The organism is Alloalcanivorax xenomutans (assembly GCF_032810065.1).
In the GTDB taxonomy this organism is placed as follows: Bacteria; Pseudomonadota; Gammaproteobacteria; order Pseudomonadales; family Alcanivoracaceae; genus Alloalcanivorax; species Alloalcanivorax xenomutans.
In genome coordinates this window covers 740,331-761,316 of the sequence record NZ_CP136538.1, presented here as the reverse complement: position 1 = coordinate 761,316, position 20,986 = coordinate 740,331, and the positions used below count along the sequence as shown (strand labels likewise).

At 60.2% G+C, this 20,986-nt stretch carries 19 protein-coding genes; 10 read left to right on the top strand and 9 right to left on the bottom strand.

Features of this window, described 5'->3' with window-relative positions:
• Positions 1-13: 13 nt before the first annotated feature.
• The 7 genes from uca (at position 14) to urtE (ending at position 10,175) form a co-directional block, all read left to right on the top strand.
• A complete protein-coding gene (gene uca, locus RYH70_RS03620; RefSeq protein WP_394356127.1) occupies positions 14-3,667 on the top strand; it encodes an urea carboxylase in 3,654 nt (1,217 codons plus the stop codon).
• Entirely contained in the window at positions 3,664-4,404 is a 741-nt protein-coding gene (locus RYH70_RS03615; RefSeq protein WP_317009782.1) for a GntR family transcriptional regulator, read from the top strand. Before uca ends, RYH70_RS03615 begins: the two co-directional genes overlap by 4 nt.
• A 48-nt stretch (positions 4,405-4,452) precedes the next feature.
• Positions 4,453-5,751: an urea ABC transporter substrate-binding protein gene (urtA, locus tag RYH70_RS03610; RefSeq protein ID WP_022993891.1), complete on the top strand. Its 1,299-nt coding sequence runs from the start codon at positions 4,453-4,455 to the stop codon at positions 5,749-5,751.
• A gap of 95 nt (positions 5,752-5,846) precedes the next feature.
• Positions 5,847-7,463 (top strand): urea ABC transporter permease subunit UrtB, encoded by a 1,617-nt coding sequence (gene urtB / locus RYH70_RS03605; RefSeq protein ID WP_316309510.1) that lies wholly within the window; start codon positions 5,847-5,849, stop codon positions 7,461-7,463.
• Positions 7,463-8,629 carry an urea ABC transporter permease subunit UrtC gene (gene urtC, locus RYH70_RS03600; protein WP_317009781.1) on the top strand — a complete coding sequence of 389 codons (1,167 nt, stop codon included), beginning with the start codon at positions 7,463-7,465 and terminating at the stop codon, positions 8,627-8,629. Before urtB ends, urtC begins: the two co-directional genes overlap by 1 nt.
• Positions 8,616-9,446: an urea ABC transporter ATP-binding protein UrtD gene (urtD, locus tag RYH70_RS03595; RefSeq protein ID WP_022993894.1), complete on the top strand. Its 831-nt coding sequence runs from the start codon at positions 8,616-8,618 to the stop codon at positions 9,444-9,446. The genes urtC and urtD overlap by 14 nt, the downstream gene beginning before the upstream one ends.
• 33 nt (positions 9,447-9,479) lie before the next feature.
• Positions 9,480-10,175: an urea ABC transporter ATP-binding subunit UrtE gene (gene urtE, locus RYH70_RS03590; protein WP_063142305.1), complete on the top strand. Its 696-nt coding sequence runs from the start codon at positions 9,480-9,482 to the stop codon at positions 10,173-10,175.
• Between the two features lie 166 nt (positions 10,176-10,341).
• Here urtE and RYH70_RS03585 read toward each other — a convergent pair whose 3' ends face one another.
• The 9 genes from RYH70_RS03585 to dctP all read right to left on the bottom strand — a co-directional run bounded on the left by RYH70_RS03585 (position 10,342) and on the right by dctP (position 17,806).
• On the bottom strand, positions 10,342-10,605 hold the full coding sequence (locus RYH70_RS03585; RefSeq protein ID WP_163123310.1) for a Txe/YoeB family addiction module toxin: 264 nt from the start codon (positions 10,603-10,605) through the stop codon (positions 10,342-10,344).
• Positions 10,602-10,844 (bottom strand): type II toxin-antitoxin system Phd/YefM family antitoxin, encoded by a 243-nt coding sequence (locus RYH70_RS03580; protein ID WP_080530439.1) that lies wholly within the window; start codon positions 10,842-10,844, stop codon positions 10,602-10,604. The genes RYH70_RS03585 and RYH70_RS03580 overlap by 4 nt, the downstream gene beginning before the upstream one ends.
• A gap of 93 nt (positions 10,845-10,937) precedes the next feature.
• Complete coding sequence (locus RYH70_RS03575) at positions 10,938-11,198, bottom strand: hypothetical protein (RefSeq protein ID WP_317009780.1); 261 nt, start codon at positions 11,196-11,198, stop codon at positions 10,938-10,940.
• Between the two features lie 157 nt (positions 11,199-11,355).
• Positions 11,356-11,595 carry a DUF1993 family protein gene (locus RYH70_RS03570; protein WP_317010160.1) on the bottom strand — a complete coding sequence of 80 codons (240 nt, stop codon included), beginning with the start codon at positions 11,593-11,595 and terminating at the stop codon, positions 11,356-11,358.
• A gap of 507 nt (positions 11,596-12,102) precedes the next feature.
• Positions 12,103-13,203 carry a porin gene (locus RYH70_RS03565; protein ID WP_284455927.1) on the bottom strand — a complete coding sequence of 367 codons (1,101 nt, stop codon included), beginning with the start codon at positions 13,201-13,203 and terminating at the stop codon, positions 12,103-12,105.
• 515 nt (positions 13,204-13,718) lie between these two features.
• A complete protein-coding gene (gene leuD, locus RYH70_RS03560; protein ID WP_317009779.1) occupies positions 13,719-14,339 on the bottom strand; it encodes a 3-isopropylmalate dehydratase small subunit in 621 nt (206 codons plus the stop codon).
• A gap of 1 nt (position 14,340) precedes the next feature.
• Entirely contained in the window at positions 14,341-15,738 is a 1,398-nt protein-coding gene (leuC, locus tag RYH70_RS03555; RefSeq protein WP_284455925.1) for a 3-isopropylmalate dehydratase large subunit, read from the bottom strand.
• 2 nt (positions 15,739-15,740) lie between these two features.
• Positions 15,741-16,610, bottom strand: coding sequence for an isocitrate lyase/PEP mutase family protein (locus RYH70_RS03550; protein WP_317009778.1), 870 nt, complete (start codon positions 16,608-16,610; stop codon positions 15,741-15,743).
• Positions 16,611-16,714: 104 nt separating this feature from the next.
• Positions 16,715-17,806, bottom strand: coding sequence for a TRAP transporter substrate-binding protein DctP (gene dctP, locus RYH70_RS03545; RefSeq protein ID WP_262462281.1), 1,092 nt, complete (start codon positions 17,804-17,806; stop codon positions 16,715-16,717).
• Between the two features lie 370 nt (positions 17,807-18,176).
• Between dctP and RYH70_RS03540 the strand changes: the two genes are divergently transcribed.
• The 3 genes from RYH70_RS03540 to RYH70_RS03530 are packed head-to-tail and all read left to right on the top strand — an operon-like array spanning position 18,177 to position 20,985.
• Positions 18,177-18,737 carry a TRAP transporter small permease gene (locus tag RYH70_RS03540; protein ID WP_316309498.1) on the top strand — a complete coding sequence of 187 codons (561 nt, stop codon included), beginning with the start codon at positions 18,177-18,179 and terminating at the stop codon, positions 18,735-18,737.
• A gap of 15 nt (positions 18,738-18,752) precedes the next feature.
• Entirely contained in the window at positions 18,753-20,096 is a 1,344-nt protein-coding gene (locus RYH70_RS03535; protein WP_316309496.1) for a TRAP transporter large permease, read from the top strand.
• A 10-nt stretch (positions 20,097-20,106) separates the two neighbouring features.
• Positions 20,107-20,985: an isocitrate lyase/PEP mutase family protein gene (locus RYH70_RS03530; protein ID WP_262462275.1), complete on the top strand. Its 879-nt coding sequence runs from the start codon at positions 20,107-20,109 to the stop codon at positions 20,983-20,985.
• Position 20,986 lies beyond the last annotated feature (1 nt).

The window sequence follows — 20,986 nt, the reverse complement described above, 5'->3', positions numbered from 1 at the left end:
CGGGATCGGAATGATGTTGAAGACAATCGGATTGAAAAAAGTGCTCATCGCCAATCGGGGGGAAATCGCGGTCCGCATCTGCCGCACCCTGAAACAAATGGGCATCGCCTCCGTGGCGGTATACTCCGACGCCGACCGCAACAGTCAGCACGTCAGCGCCGCCGATGAAGCGGTGGCCCTGGGCGGCCAGACCGCCGCCGAAAGCTATTTGCGTACCGACGCCATTCTGAAGGCAGCCCGGGAAACCGGCGCCGACGGCATCATTCCCGGTTACGGTTTTCTTTCCGAGAACGCCGACTTCGCCGAAGCCTGTGACGCCGAGGGCATCGCCTTCATCGGGCCGACGCCAACGCAGTTGCGCCAATTCGGGCTCAAGCACGAAGCCCGCGCCCTGGCCGAAGCCGCCGGCGTGCCACTGGCACCGGGTACCGGACTGCTGCAGGATCTGGATGAAGCCCGGCAAGCCGCCTTGGAAATCGGCTATCCAGTGATGCTGAAAAGCACCGCCGGCGGCGGCGGCATCGGCCTGACCCGCTGCAATAGCGAAGAGGAGCTGGTGGCGGCGTTTGAATCCGTGCGCCGGCTTGGCGAAAGTTTCTTCTCCGACAGCGGCGTGTTCCTGGAGCGGTTCGTGGCCCGGGCCCGCCATATCGAAGTACAGATTTTCGGTGACGGCGACGGGACCGTTCTGGCGTTGGGGGAGCGGGAGTGTTCGCTGCAACGCCGCAACCAGAAGGTGGTCGAGGAAACCCCGGCTCCGAATCTGCCCGAGGCCACCCGAGAACAGTTGCGCGAAAGCGCGCGCCGCCTTGGTGAGTCGGTCAACTACCGCTCCGCCGGCACCGTCGAGTACGTGTACGACGACGAGCGCGACGAGTTCTATTTCCTCGAGGTCAACACTCGCCTGCAGGTGGAGCACGGCGTCACCGAAGAAATCTTCGGCGTCGATCTGGTGGCCTGGATGGTGATGCTGGCCGGAGGGGAACGGCCACCGCTGGACCGGGCCTATCAGGTCAATGGTCACGCCATGGAGGTTCGTATTTATGCGGAAGACCCGCTGAAGGCGTTCCAGCCCAGCCCCGGCGAGCTTACCGAAGTGGCTTTCCCGGCGGCGGCGCGTCTGGACGGCTGGGTCGACACCGGCACCGTGGTCAGCCCGCACTACGATCCTCTGCTGGCGAAACTGATCGTCCATGCCGACGATCGCGAAGCCGCTCTACGGAAAATGCAGAACGCCCTGGCGGAAACCCGCCTCAGCGGCATTGCCACCAACCTGGATTACCTGCGGCAGATTCTGATCGACCCGAACGTGGCGGCAGGCCGCGTCTCCACTCGTTATCTGGAGACCTTCGAATATCGTCCCCGAGTATTCGAGGTACAGGAACCGGGGACCTATACCACGGTGCAGGACTATCCTGGCCGTGCCGGCTACTGGGATATCGGCGTGCCGCCCTCCGGCCCGATGGATGATTACGCGTTCCGTCTGGCCAACCGCATCGTCGGCAACCACGACAGCGCCGCCGGCCTGGAAGCCACACTGATCGGCCCGACTCTGTACTTCCATAGCGAAACGATTGTCGCCCTCACCGGCGCCACCTGTGACGCCACCCTGGACGGGGAAGCCGTCGCGCTGTGGCAACCGATACGGGTCCGTGCCGGCCAGAGCCTGGTCACCGGCAAGGTGACCAGCGGCTGCCGCACCTACATCGCCATACGTAATGGTATCGACGTGCCCGATTACCTGGGCAGCAAATCCACTTTCGTGCTGGGACAGTTCGGCGGACACGGCGGCCGTACTTTGCGCAAGGGTGATGTGCTGTCCCTGTGCCAGCCTCAGTTGCCCGGCTGCCCGACCCCGGCGCCGGTGCATGAACCGTCACCGGCGGAGGGCACACTGATCCCGGACTATCCGCAGCATTGGGAAATCAAGGTACTGTACGGTCCCCACGGCGCGCCGGATTATTTCACCCAGGAGGCCATCGATACCTTCTTCGGCGCTGACTATCAGGTGCACTACAACTCCAACCGCCTGGGTATCCGCCTGACCGGCCCGAAACCCACCTGGGCGCGCACCGACGGCGGCGAAGCCGGGCTGCATCCGTCCAACCTGCACGATAACGAGTACGCCATCGGTTCGATCAACTTCACCGGCGACTTCCCGGTGATCCTGACCAAGGACGGCCCGAGTCTCGGCGGCTTCGTCTGCCCGGTGACCATCGCCAAGGCCGAACTGTGGAAGGTCGGGCAGCTGAAACCCGGCGACTCGATTCGTTTCGTCGCCATCGACTTTGATCAGGCGCTGGCGCTGGAGCAGGCCCAGGATCGAAGCATCGAGAGTCTGCGGCCGGTAACACCCGCCCCGGCCACACCCACTGCCATGCCGGAGGGCACCACCTCGCCCACCATGCTGGCGGAACGGGAGGCGGACGGCGATGTGCCACGCATCACCTACCGCCAGGCCGGCGACAAATACATTCTGATCGAGTACGGCGAAAACGTGCTCGATCTGGCGTTGCGCTTCCGTGTCCACGCCTTGATGGAATCACTGAAATCCAAACCGGTGGACGGCATTCTTGAGTTGTCTCCCGGCGTGCGCAGCCTGCAGGTGCACTACGATTCCCGCGTATTGCACCAACAGGATCTGGTGGACGCGCTGCTGGAACGGGAAGCGGCCATCGGTTCCGTGGACGATCTGGTGGTGCCCACCCGGGTGGTGCACCTGCCACTGGCGTTCGAGGACAGCGCCACCCTCGACGCGGTACAGCGCTATCAGGAAACCATCCGCCCGGACGCCCCCTGGCTGCCCAACAACGCGGAGTTCATCCGCCGCATCAACGGGCTGGATTCCATCGAGGCGGTCAAACGTATCGTTTACGACGCCAGCTACATGGTGCTCGGTCTCGGCGACGTCTATCTGGGCGCGCCCTGCGCGGTGCCGGTGGATCCCCGTCACCGCCTGATGACCTCCAAGTACAACCCGGCCCGTACCTATACCGCCGAAGGCACCGTCGGCATTGGCGGCGTCTATATGTGCATCTACGGCATGGACTCTCCCGGCGGTTATCAGTTGGTGGGCCGCACCCTGCCGATCTGGAACAAGCATCTGAAGAACCCGCAATTCAAACCCGGCGAGCCCTGGTTGCTGAAGTTCTTCGACCAGGTGCGCTACTACCCGGTAAGCGAGGCGGAGCTGGGGGAAATGCGCGACGCTTTCCGCGAAGGCCGCCTGCAGGTGGAAATCACCGAGGAACCGTTCAGCCTGGCGGAGTACCGCGCCTTCCTGGAAAGCATCGAGCCGGAAATGGAAGCGTTCCGCGAGCGCCAGCAAAGCGCCTACCAGGCCGAAGTGCAGCGCTGGCAGGACGAGGACGCGGCGGTGGAATCCGCGTTATTGGGCAATAAGGTGGAAATCGGCGATCTCGACGGCCACGTGGTCAGCGCCGAGATCAGCGGCAACGTATGGAAGCTGCTGGTGGAAGAAGGCGCCCAGGTGGAGGCCGGACAAACCCTGGTGGTGGTGGAAGCGATGAAGATGGAATTCGCTATCACCACCAGCGCCGCCGGCACCGTCACCGGTCTTCACTGCAAGCCAGGAACCCTGATCAACGCCGGCGATCCGGTGGCCGTTATTGATCCCAAGGGAAGCGATACGGAGAGTGCGGCATGATCACCACCCCGCGTCGTGGCAAACAGCTGGCCGACAAGGTCTATCAGGACATCAAGGACGACATCTTTGAATTCCGGCTGCTGCCCGGCGACCGCTTCAGCGAAAACGAAATGGCGCAACGTACCGGCGCCTCGCGCACGCCGGTGCGGGAGGCCCTGTTCCGGCTGGAGCGGGAAGGCTATGTGGAAGTTTCCCCACGCAACGGCTGGCAGGTGAAGCCCTTCGACTTTCATTATTTCGAAGAGCTTTACGACGTTCGCACCGTGCTGGAATGCGCGGCGGTGCGCCGGCTCTGCGAGCTGGAGAATCTGGCCGATACGCTGCAACCCCTGATGTCCCTGTGGGGCGTACCGGAGGACCAGCGGCTGCGGGACATCAGCGGCGTGCTCAATCTGGACGAGAATTTCCACAGCGAACTGGTGCGTACCGCCGGCAACGGTGAGATGACACGCATCCATCAAAACATCACCGAGCGGCTGCGCATCATTCGCCGCCTGGACTTCACCAAGCGCGCGCGCATCGATGCCACCTACGACGAGCATCACGCGATTCTCGAGACGATTCTGCACCGGCGGGTGGAGCCGGCGCAGATCATGCTCAAGGCGCACATCGAGGCGAGCCGCAACGAGGTTCGCAAAATCACCCTGCACATGCTTTACGAGGCACGGCGTCAAGGTAGCGGAGATACCGGCGATGCCCTGCCCGCGCCCGCCTCCGGCTCCCGAGCCGGAGCGTGATGCGCACAACCTGGCACTTCAATCGGCAATGATACAGAGGGGAAAACCATGATCATGAAAAGACGTTGGCAACGACTGGCCCAAGCCGGGCTCGCCGCCGGTGCGCTGTCACTGTCGGCCCTGGCCAATGCCGCCGACACCATCAAGGTGGGGGTTCTGCATTCACTGTCCGGCACTATGGCGATCAGTGAATCCACGCTCAAGGACACCGTGTTGATGCTGGTGGAAGAACAGAACAAGAAAGGCGGACTGCTCGGCAAGAAGCTGGAGCCGGTGGTGGTCGACCCCGCTTCCAACTGGCCGCTGTTCGCGGAAAAGGCCCGTGAGCTGATCAGCAAGGAAAAAGTCGACGTTATCTTCGGCTGCTGGACTTCGGTATCACGCAAGTCCGTGCTGCCGGTGGTGGAGGAACTCAACGGCCTATTGTTCTATCCGGTTCAATACGAAGGCGAGGAGTCCTCCAAGAACGTGTTCTACACCGGCGCGGCACCGAACCAGCAGGCCATTCCGGCGGTGGACTATCTGATCGACGAGTTGGGCGCCGAACGCTTCGTGCTGGCGGGCACCGATTACGTTTATCCTCGCACCACCAACAAGATCCTCGAAGCCTACCTGAAAAGCAAAGGCGTGGCTGACGAGGACATCATGATCAACTACACCCCGTTCGGTCACTCCGACTGGCAGTCCATCGTTTCCCGCATCAAGGAATTCGGCAGCCAGGGCAAGAAAACCGCGGTGGTGTCCACCATCAATGGTGACGCCAACGTACCGTTCTACAAGGAACTGGGCAACCAGGGCATCGACGCCGCCGACATCCCGGTGGTGGCGTTCTCCGTCGGCGAGCAGGAACTGTCCGGTGTCGACACCGGCCCGCTGGTCGGCCACCTAGCCGCCTGGAACTATTTCCAAAGCGTCTACACCGACGAGAACAACAGCTTCATCAAGCAATGGCACGACTATATCGGTGACAGCAAACGGGTAACCAACGACCCCATGGAAGCCACCTATATCGGCTTCAACATGTGGGCCAAAGCGGTGGAGAAAGCCAAGTCCACCGACACCGACAAAGTCGCCGACGCCATGATCGGCATCACCACCGCCAACCTTACCGGCGGCACCGCGGTGATGAACAAAAACCACCATCTCTCCAAACCGGTGCTGATCGGCGAAATCCAGGACGACGGCCAGTTCGCCGTGGTCTGGCAGACCGACGGCCTGGTGGCCGGCGATGCCTGGTCAGACTTCCTGCCCGGCTCCAAGGACCTGATCGCCGACTGGACCAAGCCGATCAACTGCGGCAACTACAACAGCAAAACCAAAACCTGCGGCGGTCAGGCCGCGCAGTAATCGTTTCCGTTGTCCCTCAAAAAAAGGGATGCACCTTGGGAAACGCCGTCGAGGCCGGTCCCCGGCCTCCGACGCTTATGCAATGAGGAGCCACCATGCTCAGGGTTTTCGCGCTCGCACTCGCCCTATTGTGTCTGACGAGTGTGGCTCAGGCCGAATCGCCGGCCACTGAACCGACAACCACTATAGAAGAGGTGCTGCAGCAACTGCGCAGCCGCAGCTTCGACGACAAAGCCGCCGCCATCGATGCGCTGGCTCATTCCGGCCATCCCCGGGCGGATGCGCTGCTCAAAGCGTTGCAAGACCGGCGCCTGCTGCTGGACCGTGCCAACGACCGCATCGTGCTCGGCGAGCGCGCCGACGGCGGCTGGCAACTCCATGACCCGCTCAGTGAAGCGGACCTGGGCACGGTGGAGTCACGGGCCGCCGCGCCAATTACCATCAATAACCGTCTGCGCCGGCAGATCGAGAATCTGCAAGCGGTGGTCGGCCTGAACAACCCGGACGCCGCACAGCGCCGGGCCGCCGCCACCAGCCTGATCGGTACCAAGGATCCCGACCTGCTGGCCGCTCTGCGCGAACAGCGCGCACGGGAAGACAATACCTCGGTGGCGGCGGCCATCGATACCACGCTGAACACCGCCGCCCTGTATTCCGAGGACAGCGACCTGAATACGCGCCTCAACGCCATTGAAGCCCTGTCCGGCAGCCTTGAACCAACGGTGCGCAACGCCCTGCGCAGCCGCCTCGACAGTGACGCGCCCAGTGAGCGCAAAGCGGTGGAGACCGCATTAAAGCGTATCGACGCCCGTACCGCCCGTTACCAGACCGCCGATACACTGTTCTTCGGCCTCAGCCTGGGCTCGGTGCTGTTGCTGGCCGCCATCGGTCTGGCCATCACCTTCGGTGTCATGGGTGTGATCAACATGGCCCATGGCGAGCTGATCATGCTCGGTGCCTACACCACCTTCGTGGTGCAGCAGGTTTTTCCCCAGGGCCATGAGTGGTCCCTGCTTGTGGCCATACCGGCGGCGTTTCTGATCTCCGGTTTTGTCGGCGTCCTGATCGAACGCTTCGTGATCCGCTATCTCTACGGACGCCCATTGGAAACGCTGCTCGCCACTTTCGGCATCAGCCTGATCCTGCAACAAGCCGTGCGAGTGATTTTCTCGCCACTGAACCGCTCGGTGGTCACGCCGGAGTGGATGAGCGGCGCCTGGCAGATCAATCCGGTGTTCTCCCTGACCTTTAACCGCCTCTACATCATCGCCTTCGCTCTTACCGTGTTCCTCGGCCTGCTGCTGGTGCTGAAGAAAACCCGGCTGGGCCTGCAAGTGCGCGCGGTCAGTCAGAACCGGCAAACCGCCCGCGGCCTCGGTATCCGCAGCGACCGCATCAACGCCCTCACCTTCGGGCTCGGCTCCGGTATCGCCGGTGTCGCTGGCGTGGCGCTGGCGCAGCTCACCAACGTCGGCCCCAACCTGGGCCAGGCCTACATCATCGACTCATTCATGGTGGTGGTGTTCGGCGGCGTCGGCAATCTGTGGGGCACGCTCACCGCGGCCTTCAGCCTGGGTATCGCCAACAAACTGCTGGAGCCGGTTTCCGGCGCGGTGCTGGCGAAGATCTTCGTGCTCGTGTTCATCATCCTGTTCATTCAACGCAAACCGCGCGGTCTGTTCCCGCAGCGCGGCCGGGCCGCGGAGGAATAATGAGACATTCGGATTTGAAAACCGCCCTGACCGACCGTGCCGCCCGCTGGTTCATCGGCATCCTGTTCGGCGCCGTGGCCCTGGTGGTGCTGTTGAATCAGCTGATCCCGGCGGACTCCGGGCTGCATGTGAGCAGCTACACGGTCACGCTGCTCGGCAAGTATCTGTGTTACGCGCTGCTGGCCATGGCCCTGGATCTGGTCTGGGGCTACTGCGGCATACTCAGCCTCGGCCATGGCGCCTTCTTCGCCCTGGGCGGTTACGTCATGGGCATGTACCTGATGCGCCAGATCGGCGATCGCGGCGTCTACGGTAACCCGGTGCTGCCGGATTTCATGGTGTTTCTGAACTGGCAGGAACTGCCCTGGTACTGGCTCGGCTCCCATTCGTTTCTGTTCACCATGGTGCTGATCGCGCTGGTGCCCGGGCTGCTGGCGTTCGTGTTCGGCTGGCTGGCGTTCCGCTCCCGCGTCACCGGAGTGTACCTGTCGATCATCACCCAGGCGCTGACCTACGCGTTGATGCTGGCGTTCTTCCGTAACGAACTGGGTTTTGGCGGCAACAACGGCCTCACCGACTTCAAGGACATTCTCGGCTTTTCGTTGCGCGAGGACAGCACCCGGGTGGCTCTCTTGATCGCCACCGCCATTGCCCTGGCACTGGCCTTCGTACTGTGCCGCTACATTACCGGCTCCCGCATGGGCAGGGTGGTGATGGCGGTTCGCGACGGTGAGTCCCGCGCCCGCTTCCTCGGCTATCGCACCGAGCACTACAAGCTGTGGATTTTCACCCTGAGCGCGGTACTGGCCGGTATCGCCGGCGCCCTGTATGTACCTCAAGTGGGGATCATCAACCCCGGCGAGTTCTCACCGCTCAACTCCATCGAACTGGTGGTGTGGGTGGCGGTGGGCGGCCGCGCCACTCTGTATGGCGCGGTGATCGGCGCCATTCTGGTCAACTACGGCAAGACCGTGTTCACCGGCATCATGCCGGAAGCCTGGCTGTTCGCCCTAGGGGGGTTGTTCGTGGCGGTGACCCTGTTCCTGCCACGTGGCCTGGTGGGCCTGGCGGACAATGTCCGTCAGCGCCTGCGCAAAAGTGATGGTAACAATAGCAACGGCACCGACAACGACGACCAGCCGGAGGCGTCCCATGAACCTGCGTGACACCTTTCGCCGCGACCGGGTGTTCGACGTGGTCCGCCCCGGCACCCGCACCATCAATCCGGGCGAGCTGGACACCGGCGGCAAATACCTGCTGTACATGGAGAACATCACCGTCAGCTTCGACGGCTTCAAGGCGCTGAACGACCTGACCCTGTACATCGAACCCGGTGAGCTGCGCTGCATCATCGGCCCCAACGGCGCCGGCAAATCCACCATGATGGACGTGATCACCGGCAAGACCCGGCCGGACCAGGGTACCTGCTTTTTCGGCCAGACCCTCGATCTGACCCGCATGAGCGAAACCGAAATCGCCGGCGCCGGCATCGGTCGCAAGTTCCAAAAGCCCACCGTGTTTCCGGAACACACCGCGGCGGAGAATCTGGAGCTGGCCATGGCCGGCCCGAAAACCACTTGGCATACCCTGGTGCATCCACTCAACGGCGAACAGCGCGACCGCATCGCCGCCACCCTGGACACCGTCGGCCTGCTGGACCGGCACGACCATGTGGCCGGCGCGCTGTCCCACGGGCAGAAGCAATGGCTGGAAATCGCCATGGTGCTGATGCAGCAACCGAAACTACTGCTGGTGGACGAACCCATCGCCGGCATGACCCGACAGGAAGTGGAGCGCACCGCCGAACTGCTTCAACAACTGGCCGGCGAGCACTCCGTGGTGGTGGTGGAACACGATATGGAATTCATCCGCAGCATCGCCAGCACCGTCACCGTACTGCACCAGGGCAGCGTCCTCGCCGAAGGCAAGATGCAGGACGTGCAGAACGACCCGAAAGTGATCGAAGTATATTTGGGCGAGTAACGCTCCGCCCCATACCAATGAACAGGAACGCTCATGCTGTCGTTGAAAGGCATCAATCAATACTACGGCGAATCCCATACGCTCTGGGATCTGGACCTGTCCGTGCAACAGGGCGAATGCCTGTGCGTGATGGGCCGCAACGGCGTCGGCAAGACCACACTGCTGAAAACCATCATGGGCCTGCTGCCTTCGGCATCCGGCGAGATCCGCTTTCTCGACCAGGACCTGCGCAAGAAAGCCGCCGAGGACCGCGCCCGTGCCGGCATCGGCTACGTCCCCCAAGGCCGGGAGATCTTTCCATTACTGACCGTGGAAGAGAACCTGGAAACCGGCCTGCAGGCGCGCCCGGATCGCCAGCGCAAGATCCCGGAACGGATCTATGAACTGTTCCCCGTGCTCCACGAAATGCGCCATCGCCGCGGCGGCGACCTGTCCGGCGGCCAGCAACAGCAACTGGCCATCGGCCGCGCCCTGGCCCTGGACCCGAAACTGCTGATTCTGGACGAACCCACGGAAGGCATTCAGCCCAACATCGTCGACATGATCGGCCGCGTCATCAAAACCCTGAACCGGGAAGAAGGCCTCACCGTGCTGCTGGTGGAACAAAAACTCCACTTCGCCCGCGCCACCGCCGACCGCTTCACCATTCTCGACCGTGGTCGTAACGTGGCGGAAGGGGCAGTTGGGGAACTGGATGATGCATTAGTGAAGAAGTATCTGACTGTCTAAGGGAGACTAAAACAATTCCCACAGACCAAACTACGAAGCCGCTGTAGGAGCTTGCCCTGCAAGTGAATTTTCCCCTTACCCCAATTCGCCTTCAGGGCAAGCGCCTACATGCCAGATACAGAGGCCTTTGCAGAGTGGAGCAGCACCTGACCAAACAGACCAGGCACTATTCGTAGTGACTCCAAAGCCGAAGCACCTTCACCACCCGTTCGCTCTCAAGTACCTGATACACCAACCGGTGCTGGATGTTGATACGGCGGGAATAAGCCCCCGCCAGATCACCAACCAGCTTCTCGAACGGGGGCGGCTTCCGATACGGATCTTCCGCGAGCAGCGCCAGCAACTCCTGAGCTTTCGGTTTCAGACCGTTTGAGGCCAGCTTCCTTGCGTCTTTCTGCGCGTGCCGGGTATAAACCAACTTCCATGTCACCAATCCAACTCCTCATCGCATTCATCCACGGGGGTATCCATTCCCTCACGGATTGATTCCCGCATCCCGGGGACCGAGAGCAGGTAAAGGGTCTCCTGAATCGCGGCCCAATCCTCTTCGGACACCAGAACCGCCCTGTTCCGTTTACCCAGGATAACGATCGGCTGATGGGACTCGGCGGTTTCATCAATCAAACGATAGAGATTGCTGCGCGCCTCGGTGGCGGTAATACCCGTCATGACGCACCTCCAGAGTGTTCAATATTTGGCCAAATTGTACGCTTTTACGAACGTACGTCAACACGAACGCCCCAACCCTTCTTCCATCCCGGCTCATTCTTCATCCCTGATTTTCAATCCATACTGATCGGCCAGTGCCTCAAGCGCCGCGTCTTCCCCACGAATCTCCCACTCGAACCAGTTGGTCCATTCAAGCACCAGCTCCAGCCCGTCCTTCCTGAGGGTGAAACTATCGAAATCGATTCCCTTGTCAAAAGCCAGAGACGGGTACTCCTTGATCTTCTTCCAGCCCTCACTCATCAGTGTTTCAAGAAGCTGGTTGCCTTTCTCTGTGTCCAGATCGATCACTTTCATTCCAAGCCACTCTGGCTATCCATACGTGTGCACCGATCCCAACGTTTCAATGCGCTGGCGCGCAGCGAAGCAGCGCGTCCGAATAAAACCATCTTTTGATAACCTTGGAGAAACCATCGTGGAAAAGATAAAGGCGAAGCCTGCCTTCAATCAGCCATCAACCTTTAGGTATCGTTTCCGGACGAATATATGGGAGCATGTGCGCCACGTAATCAGCCTTTCCAAGTTCGACCTTTTCGCGGCGCAATATTGAGTAAGCGGGCATGAGATGGAAATAAAACTGGGCCAAGGCCCAGCCTCGAGCATATTGCTCGGCGGTCAGATCGAGAATCATTCCGCTGGGAAGCTCATGCGCCACGAAATTGTTCGTACTCGCATCCAAAGCGTCGGAAGCCAGGCCAATCAGTAAGGAGGAGTAGTTCAGAGCAAATCTGAAAAATCCCTTTGAAAAAGAGAGGGTTACCGGTTCTGATGAAGGTACCTAAACCTGAAACCAGAACCAAAAGGTGCCCCTCATGCTCCACCCCCACTAGCTTTGCCCAATACGGCAAGTGGCTCTAGATATGGAGCATCAGCTACTTCCGAGAACAGATCGGTGCTGGCCTGATTATACAGCGATTCCCACACCTGCCCGATCGCGGCGAAGTGGTGGTTCCCGGCCCTTCCGCGTCACTGCACACAGAGTGGGCGAATGGGTCGTCCGGTTGTCACGCGTGCCCCACCCAGCACCACCTGGAAGCCGAGAACGGCTGAGAAAAGTCCGGCATGGAGGACATGCCGGCGCCAGGATGGTGGGGAGGGGCGGGCAACGTCAAGAGCACGTTGGCGGCGTATCCCGCAGAGCCGGTCTGATTGAGCGCCTCCGGGGATCAAATACCCGGCCTTGCCTACCATAAACCAAGAATCAGAATTTGTAGCTCATGCCCACAGAAAGCACTTCAGGGTCGCCTCCCGGTACAGTGTTGATGTGGTCGCCATGAGCGTAGTCGGCGGTTGGGTACTGACCGCTGCCCCTATTGATGGTGGTGGTCGCCGCCAGATACAAATCCAACGCTTGATTAGCATGCCAGGTGCCGACCAGACTGTACTGATCCGCCTCATCATCTCCGGCGTCGGATTCGTCAGCATGGATCCACTGCGCACCAATCGTATAAAGGGGCCCCAGGTCCCAGGTGACGAAGGCCCCGTAGGCATCGCGATTCAGAAAGTCCACGGTATCCGCCTCCAAATGGTCGTAGACCACACCAAGGCGCGCCGGACCTATGCGGTAATTGGCCCCGGCGTTGAAGCCGCTGACATCACCGTCATTATAGAGTTTGGACCAATCCACGTAGGCAACGCCGGCGACCAAGTCGCCGCCCACCCAGGTCAGGCCGACACTCCACATATCGCTTCCATTATCGTCGGCGACACCTTCGGTGTCCTGCTGTCCGGAGCCGTACTCCAGCGCCACCTTGAGCCGCCGATCCAGGAAGTCCTGATCCCAACGTATGGCATTTTTCGCTCGCAACGAAAGCCGCTGAGCGCCACCGCTGCCGCGACCGAGAAGCGCCTGGGGATCCGCCACCGTGGTGGTGAAGCGGCTGAGCATGATGCCATTGCGCTTGTAGGGGGTGTCCATGATACCGAAGCGGAACAAGCCCGCCGGAGTCTGGAAACCGGCGAAGGTATCCCGGTTGCCAAGGCCGCGATCGCGAGGCGAATCCGGATCGAAGTTCTGCTCCAACTGCCAGACCAGCGAATAGGTTCCGTCCAGTTGATGCTTACCGCGCAATCCGATCAAAGTGGTATTAGTGGACAGGCTGTGGCCGGCGTCAACCAAACCGGCGGACGGATCGTCCGGGGTATCACCCAGATCCGAACGCCCATAGTCCAGCGACAGACGCAGCTTTCCGTATATATCCAGCTTGTTCTTATCGTTTTCGATCACCGTCATCGCATGAAGAGCCGGTGAAGCGGCCAGACCCAGCGCCAATCCCAGTGTCATCAGAGTTTTTTTATTCATTGTTTATCTCCTTTTCTTCTCGTTAGATTTCTTCAATCAACAGCTATTTCTTGATGTGCGAATCCGCCATCAATGAGTCAGGTTTTGGCTTCCGCGTTGCTAACGCTTGAAGATTTCAATTCATTCAGTGACAAGAGCACGGCACCGTGGAACCCCGGCTTTTTGTGAAAGGCGTCTTGCGGACCGGTGATCTGTTCACGCATTCAAGTTTTTGTTGGCCGGGCCGCGACGGGAGTCAGAAATATCAACCCGGCGAACAGGACAGTGGAGGCTCCGCGGCCTTCTATCGCTGGGATTTTCATGGTTCTTCCTCAAGCTTCTTTTGGACGAATAGGCCCCTGGCCCCCTAAAGCGGCCGGCGGACGATTTCAGCTTGGATATCCGGCCAGTAAGCCGGCGGACATAAAGGATGGAAGGCCCTGGATCAGTCAGGGCCGATTATCGGTCTCATAAGCATTCCTCCTGTTTGTTGCTTTGATTTTTTCTTATGGTTGTGTCGTTGATTCAGTGAGGCGTCAGCGAGTTGCGACCACACCGGGCCATGCCCAGGGGCGGCGCTGCCGATCCATTCGTTGCCAGGCGAGCACGGCTTCATCACTGCGCAGCGTGAGGGCGATTTCATCCAGCCCTTCGAGCAGCATCTGACGGCGCAGGGCATCTATTTCGAAGAGCCATTGGTGGTCGCCCACCCGGATACGGCATTGGTTCAGGTCAACGTGAAACTCGCGGCACTGTTCGGCAAGCGCCGCCAGTTCATTGACCTGGTCCGAGGGCAAGATGATCGGCAGCACCCCGTTCTGAAAGCAGTTGTTGCGAAAGATGTCACCGTAGCCGGGCGCAATCAGGCAGTGGAACCCCATGCCCTGAAGCGCCCACACCGCCCCCTCCCGGGACGAGCCGCATCCGAAATTATCGGCGGCAATCAGGATCGGCGCACCGGCGAACTGCGGCTGACCAGGGGTGAACGCCGGGTTCGGCTCGCCGCTTTCCAGATAGCGGATCGCCTCGAAGGCGTATTTACCAAGCTCGTCCTTACCAAGTTGAGTAAGCCGCTCGATACGGATGATGACATCGGTATCCAGATTCGCTCGCATCAACGGTGCCGCCCGCCCGCGCAGGGTTGTAAAGGGTTCCACGTCACAGCCTCCTGACGTCAGTGAGCTCGCCGGCGATGGCGGCGGCGACCGCCATCGCGGGGCTGGCGAGATGAGTGCGCGCGCCAGGGCCCTGCCGGCCAACGAAATTGCGGTTGGAAGTCGACACAGCTCGCGCGCCAGGGGGAATTTGCTCGCCGTTGGCCGCCACGCACATGCTGCAGCCAGGTTCGCGCCAGGCGAATCCCGCCTCCATGAAGATACGGTCCAAGCCTTCTTGTTCCGCCGCCCGCTTGACTTGCTCGGAGCCCGGCACCACCCAGGCCGTGACGCTTGCGGCGACCTGTCTCCCTGCGGCGATTTTCGCGGCGGCTCTCAGATCGGAAAGCCGGGAGTTCGCACAAGAGCCAATAAAGACCCAATCCACCGGCGTGCCAAGAATCGCGTCGCCGCCACGCAGCCCCATGTATTCCAGCGCGGCGCGGTACTCTTCACGGCGCTCCGTGTCTGGCTCGACGGCCGGGTCCGGAATCCGATCCTCAATGCCGATCGCCTGATCAGGGCTGGTGCCCCAGGTCACCGTTGGCGCGATGCCGGTCAGATCAAGCACCTCCTCCCGATCAAACACCGCGTCCTCATCACCGACCAGCGCGCGCCAGTCGGCCACCGCCCGGTCAAATGCCGAGCCGGCCGGAGCAAAAGGCCGCCCACGCAGATAATCAAAGGTCGTCTCATCCGGCGCCACCATACTCATCTTCGCGCCAAGTTCGGTGGCCAGATTGCACAATGTCAGCCGTGCCTCTACGTCGAGGCCACGGACCACCGGCCCGGCGAACTCGATGGCGTGGCCGACCCCGGCGCTGGCGCCCAGCCGGGCCAGCGTATGCAGAATCATATCCTTGGCGGTGATCGCCGGCCCCGGGTTGCCCTTGAAGGTAATCCGCATGCGCTTGGGCTTACGTTGTCGCAATGTCTGCGTGGCCAGCACGTGTACCGCTTCCGACGAGCCGATACCAAACGCCAATGCACCGACGCCGCCGTTGGTTCCGGTGTGACTGTCACCACACACCACCGACAACCCGGGCAACACCACACCCATTTCCGGGCCCATGACATGCACGATGCCCTGCCCCGGCTGCCCCAGGTCGAACAGGTGGATACGATTGGCCAGCGCACCATCATGCAGGCCAGCCCACAACCTGCGGCCCTTCTCGTAGGTATGGCCGGTACGGCCTGGCTGACTGGACACAATATGATCCGGCGTGGCGAAGCACAGTTCCGGGTTATGAACCGGCAGGCCACGATCCGCCAGGTTCTGCAACGCCGGTGGGCCAGAAAGGTCGTGCAGCAAATGCCGGTCGATGTGCAACAAGGCCCAGCCTTCACCCAGGTCGTTGATGACATGGGCGTCCCAGATTTTGTCAAACAAGGTGCGACCCATGACTATTCCTCTGGCAAGCTTTGGAACCGGTGCCGCAGTTCGTTCCATTCGTCGGAACCGAAGCGTCGGAAGAAATCCCGCACATCCTGATTGTCCTCCGGCTTCTCGGGGCCACCCTGCTCCTTGATGCGCTGCAAAGCCAGGTCGCCGGCCAGCAGCATCCGGTTTAGCAAGGCGCCCGGCATGATCATCAATCGATAGCCCATCTCCTGCGCCTGGGCGGCGCTAATGATCGGCGTCCTGCCACCGGGCACCATATTAAGCAGGCATGGGCCTCGCACCCGGCGTGGCACTTCCGCCATCTCGCTCAGGCTTTGCGGCGCCTCCACGAACGCCATGTCGGCCCCCGCCTCCAACGCCGCATTAGCACGGTCGATGGCTTCATCCAGCCCGTGCACCGCACGCGCGTCGGTGCGAGCGATAATCATAAAATCCGGATCCCGGCGCGCCGCCACCGCCGCGCGGATTTTGGCCACGTACTCGTTCGATGTGATGACTTCCTTATCGTCCAGGTGACCGCATCGCTTGGTGAAGACCTGATCCTCGATGTGGATGGCCGCCACATTGCGGGCCTCGAATTCGCGCACGGTACGGGTGACGTTCAACTCATTACCATAGCCGGTGTCAGCGTCCGCGATCAGGGGAATGGACACCGAGCGCGCCATGGTGCCGGCGTTGTCCACCATCTCCGTCATGGTTAACAGACCCAGATCCGGGAACCCGAGAGCCGCCGACGTACCAGCGCCGGTCATGTACAGGCACGAAAATCCTGCTTGTTCAATCAGACGGGCGGTAATACCGTCGTACCCACCAGGGGCCAGGACCAGATCCTGCTCCTTCATCAATTGACGGAGCCGCGCGGCAGCTTTCATAGATAAACTCCAAGGTAGTAAGGTCGGCGGCAATGGAAAATTTGAAGCCCCATTTCTTTAACCTCGCAATGAGTGATATCGTTTTAAGGGTCGTCACACTGCGGTCACTTTTTCTCCCATGGATACCCTTCCTGGCGAACCGCTTCCGTCACTGCGCCCACCTCTTTGAGGTAGGCCTTGTTGATTTCAGCGACATGCTGGTTGTATTTGGACAAGCGCTCGACCTTCTCATCGTTGGCCTTTTCAAAACCCTCATTCCACGCCGCCTTTTGCTTGTCGTCCGGTTCCAGAAACTGCATCGAGTACTTTTCAGCGCCGCTAAGACGCTTCTGGGCATTCGCGCTGTCGTCCAGCTCTGCACGAGCGAGCCGCAAGAGCAGTTTAGGCTGCAGGGAGTCGAAGCATTCCCGAGACTTCACCGGCAAGCTTTTCCATACCCCCCGATTCATGGCGATCAGGTTCATCTGCTGACCGATACCCGGATTGACCGCGTAATTGGCGACTTCGTTGTGTTTGTACGCTTCGATAAGCGGCAGATAAGAAGTAAAGGCATCGATGGTGCCACGCTCCATGGACGAATAAAGGTCGGAAAAGGAGAGACTTACCGTGGCGACTTTCCAGCCCTGTAACTTAGCGGCACGGCTCCAGGTAGAAGCAAAATACGCCTTGGCGCCATCCAGATCTGACGGCTGCATATATGGTTTATCGACACTGAGAATAACTACCGGGCCTACCGAGTAGTGTGATATATACTTGATATTATTTCTCTTCTCTTCATCTCGGATTGCGGAAAAACGATCGCGCATATGGTTAAAGGCCACCGCAGTAACGTACGGGTTACCGGAGCCAACATCACTCTTGGCCAGATACCATAATGGCAACTTGGCCTGATCATAACCCGGCGCGATGATCGCGATGTCGGCGATTCCGGCACTGACGCCGCTGAGAGCGTCCTTGAGCTTCACCAGACTCTGCAAGTAGTAGCCTTTGATCCTGGTTTCCCCCTTGGTGCATTGATCGATGGAATCCATCCACCAAAGCAATGCCTTATGCTCGCTGGTACCAACCGGCGCATTGGGGATCGCCAGAGACAGCGTGCGCGCCTTCGCCCCTGGAGAGATCAACAGAGCGATACTGAGAGCAACCAGGCACAAAGGAGCTGAAAGAGAGGGTGACCTAAAGGGTTCTGTAGACATGTTGAGTCCTCATTCGGGCCATAACGGCCCGTCAGTTTTTGTAGGTATGACGTGGCGGATAGCCCGAGGCCTGAAACAATCAACCCGGGCCGACTTCAGCAGATTCGGGCCAGCGCCCGGTCACACCCTTGGATGGGATATGACCAGATGTATCTTGTACCATACAAGAACAATGAAATTGAGGTCAAATATAAATTTGCGTTTTTCTTGATTCGCGCGCGAAAGACGTATTGCCTGCCGAATAAGCAAGATGTATTCTTGTACGTACATGATGTGCATCAGAGGAATCTGAAAGCCGTGCATCGCTCCGCAGGCCAAGCATCAAGGCCCGGCGCTTACCTACAACACCTCTTCGCCCCAGGGTCCCGATATGAAAAACAAGCACCCTATAGACCGGCTTATCACCGGCATGAACCGTGTTGATTTCGTGGTCATGGTGATCGCACAGCTATTGCTTGCCGCCATGGTCGTGATCACCTTTGTGTCCGTTCTGGGCCGCACCTTCTTACATGTCTCCGTACCCGACGACCTGCTCTTTCAGGAAATGCTGATGGTCGCGGTGGTATTTTTGCCGCTGAGTTACGTGCAGTCCATCGGCGGCCATCTCGAGGTAACCGTCCTCAGCGACCAGTTCAGCAAGAGAGTGCAAACCACGCTGATCAGTCTGGGACTGGTGCTGGCTCTGATGATTTTTTCCTGGATGGCCTACCTCTCGCTTAGGCAGGCAATCGAATCCTATTCGATTGGCGAAGTAGCTTACGGTTCGGTGCTCTACATTCCTGAGTGGCCAGCAAAAGCTCTGATTCCTATCGGCCTTGCCTGGTGGTCATTGCGCATTCTTCTGCAAATCATATTCACCCGAGCCCGCCCCAGTGAGGCGCAAAACGAACTGCGCCAGGCGCTCGACTCATCCGTATCACACAACAACTAAACGGTGTTTTAAATCATGGATCCAGCGATTGTTGGCGCGGCTGTGATGGCCGCCATGATCATTTTGTTACTGTTGCGCATCCCCATCGCGGTGTCTCTGATCTGTGCCGGGTTCGGCGGCCTGGTGCTGGTGCTGACCGCCCGAGGCGGCGGCGATCTGGATGCCTTCGGGCGAGCACTGAGCGCGGCAAACCATTTCCTCGGCGACTTGGCCTACTCATCCGTGGCCGAATACACCTACACCACCATCCCCATGTTCCTACTGATGGGCTATCTCGCCACGGAAGGCGGCTTTACAAGGGACATCTATGCCGCCGCCAGAATGTGGTTCGCGCGGGTTCCCGGCGGGCTGGCGGTGGCGTCCGCGGTGGGCTGCACACTATTTTCCGCGATCAGCGGATCAAGTCTGGCGACCGCCGCGGCGATGGGGCGCATGGCGATTCCCGAGATGCTCCACTGGAAATACGACAAGGGACTCGCCTCTGGCATCGTTGCCGCATCCGGCACTCTGGGCTCGCTGATTCCCCCGAGCATCCTGATGATTCTATATGCGGTATTTACCGAGCAATCGGTAGCTAAGCTGTTTGTTGCTGGTGTGTTGCCCGGAATGCTTTCTCTGGGAGCCTATGTTCTGATCGTCATGATCCGCGTCAAGATCAACCCGCAACTGGCTCCACCGGTTCCCGCCGTACCCATGCGCGACAAGATCGGCTCCCTGAGAGGCATCTGGGGTATGCTGGCGCTGATCGCCCTTGTGGTAACCGGTCTCTACACCGGCATGTTCACCCCCTCCGAAGCCGGCGGCATCGGCGCCATGGTGGCCCTGCTTCTTTGCTTGTTTAGTGGCCGTATCAAGTTCAAGGGCGTCGCCGCCGCCGGCGAGGAGACCCTGAAGACCACCTCAATGCTGTTCGCCGCCGTACTGGGCGCCTATATGGTCACCACGTTCAGCGCCCTCACCGGTTTCGCTGGCGAGTTAACCAGCTGGGCATCCAGCTTCGAAAACGTACCGCCGATCGTCATCCTCGCCGTGCTGTCGGTTCTTTACATTGTGCTCGGCACCTTCATGGGCGCCATCGAAATCATGTTGCTCACGCTGCCAGTGGTGATCCCGGTGATAAAGGGACTCGGCTACGACCTGATCTGGTTCGGCATCATCATGATCAAGTATCTGGAGATCGGCCTGATCACGCCTCCGGTGGGGCTGAACGTGTTCATCATTAAAGCGGTGACCGGCGACCTGATCGGCATGGGCCAGATTTTCAAAGGGGTTGCCTGGTTCATTCTGATGGACATCGTAGTGTTGGCAATCCTCATTCTCTGGCCAGATATCACCCTCTGGCTCCCTTCCCTGATGTAAGGAACCACCCATGACCATGAGCAGAAGACTGAGAGACATGCTGGCGGGGGGCGGCCTGGCAGTCGCCCCCGGCGCCTACGACTGCATCACCGCCCGTGCTGTGCAGACTGCCGGCTTCAAGGCTGTGTACATGACCGGCGCCGGCACGTCCGCCACGCTGGGCTACCCAGACTACGGCCTGCTGACGATGCGGGAAATGGTCGACAATGCGGCGCGCCTGGTGGCGGCCGTGGACATCCCGGTGATCGCCGACGCGGACGCCGGCTACGGCAACGAGCTGAATGTCTATCGCACGGTGATGGAATACGAGCAAGCCGGCGTCGCCGGCATCCACATCGAGGATCAGGAGGATCCCAAGCGGTGCGGCCATCTGGATGACAAGCGCATCATCCCGCAAGGCGACTACATCGCCAAGATTCGCGCTGCACTGGCGGCCCGCAAAAACCCCGACTTCGTTATCATCGCGCGCACTGATGCCCGTGCCGTGACCGGGCTGGACGATGCCATTCAGCGCGCGCGTGCCGCGCTCGCCGCAGGCGCGGACATTGCCTTCGTGGAAGCACCTCAGGATCTTGAGGAACTGCGCCTCGTGCCCGAGCGGGTGAATGGTCCGTGCCTTGTGAATATCGTATGGAAAGGCAAGACTCCGGATATCTCTCTTGATGAAGCCCAGGCGATGGGCTTCAAGCTTGCGCTTCTGCCGGGCCTTTTGCTAAAGTCAGTTGTACAGACCTGTGATCAAGTCCTTCACTCTTTAAAGGAAATTCGCCGCTATCCGCCGCCGCACGGCAGTGGCGACATTACGCCGTCCGAAGGATTCAGGCGCTTTGGCGCGGGGGAATGGGATGGAATCCGTCAGGCGGTCGAAGCTGCTACCTTTGATCGTTAAT

Excerpts from the sequence above, each read along its gene's own strand:
- uca (WP_394356127.1), top strand. The coding sequence starts at position 14 with ATGTTGAAGACAATCGGATTGAAAAAAGTGCTCATCGCCAATCGGGGG.
- RYH70_RS03615 (WP_317009782.1), top strand. The coding sequence starts at position 3,664 with ATGATCACCACCCCGCGTCGTGGCAAACAGCTGGCCGACAAGGTCTAT.
- urtA (WP_022993891.1), top strand. The coding sequence starts at position 4,453 with ATGATCATGAAAAGACGTTGGCAACGACTGGCCCAAGCCGGGCTCGCC.
- urtB (WP_316309510.1), top strand. The coding sequence starts at position 5,847 with ATGCTCAGGGTTTTCGCGCTCGCACTCGCCCTATTGTGTCTGACGAGT.
- urtC (WP_317009781.1), top strand. The coding sequence starts at position 7,463 with ATGAGACATTCGGATTTGAAAACCGCCCTGACCGACCGTGCCGCCCGC.
- urtD (WP_022993894.1), top strand. The coding sequence starts at position 8,616 with ATGAACCTGCGTGACACCTTTCGCCGCGACCGGGTGTTCGACGTGGTC.
- urtE (WP_063142305.1), top strand. The coding sequence starts at position 9,480 with ATGCTGTCGTTGAAAGGCATCAATCAATACTACGGCGAATCCCATACG.
- RYH70_RS03580 (WP_080530439.1), bottom strand. The coding sequence starts at position 10,844 with ATGACGGGTATTACCGCCACCGAGGCGCGCAGCAATCTCTATCGTTTG.
- RYH70_RS03575 (WP_317009780.1), bottom strand. The coding sequence starts at position 11,198 with ATGAAAGTGATCGATCTGGACACAGAGAAAGGCAACCAGCTTCTTGAA.
- RYH70_RS03565 (WP_284455927.1), bottom strand. The coding sequence starts at position 13,203 with ATGAATAAAAAAACTCTGATGACACTGGGATTGGCGCTGGGTCTGGCC.
- leuC (WP_284455925.1), bottom strand. The coding sequence starts at position 15,738 with ATGGGTCGCACCTTGTTTGACAAAATCTGGGACGCCCATGTCATCAAC.
- RYH70_RS03550 (WP_317009778.1), bottom strand. The coding sequence starts at position 16,610 with ATGAAAGCTGCCGCGCGGCTCCGTCAATTGATGAAGGAGCAGGATCTG.
- dctP (WP_262462281.1), bottom strand. The coding sequence starts at position 17,806 with ATGTCTACAGAACCCTTTAGGTCACCCTCTCTTTCAGCTCCTTTGTGC.
- RYH70_RS03540 (WP_316309498.1), top strand. The coding sequence starts at position 18,177 with ATGAAAAACAAGCACCCTATAGACCGGCTTATCACCGGCATGAACCGT.
- RYH70_RS03535 (WP_316309496.1), top strand. The coding sequence starts at position 18,753 with ATGGATCCAGCGATTGTTGGCGCGGCTGTGATGGCCGCCATGATCATT.
- RYH70_RS03530 (WP_262462275.1), top strand. The coding sequence starts at position 20,107 with ATGACCATGAGCAGAAGACTGAGAGACATGCTGGCGGGGGGCGGCCTG.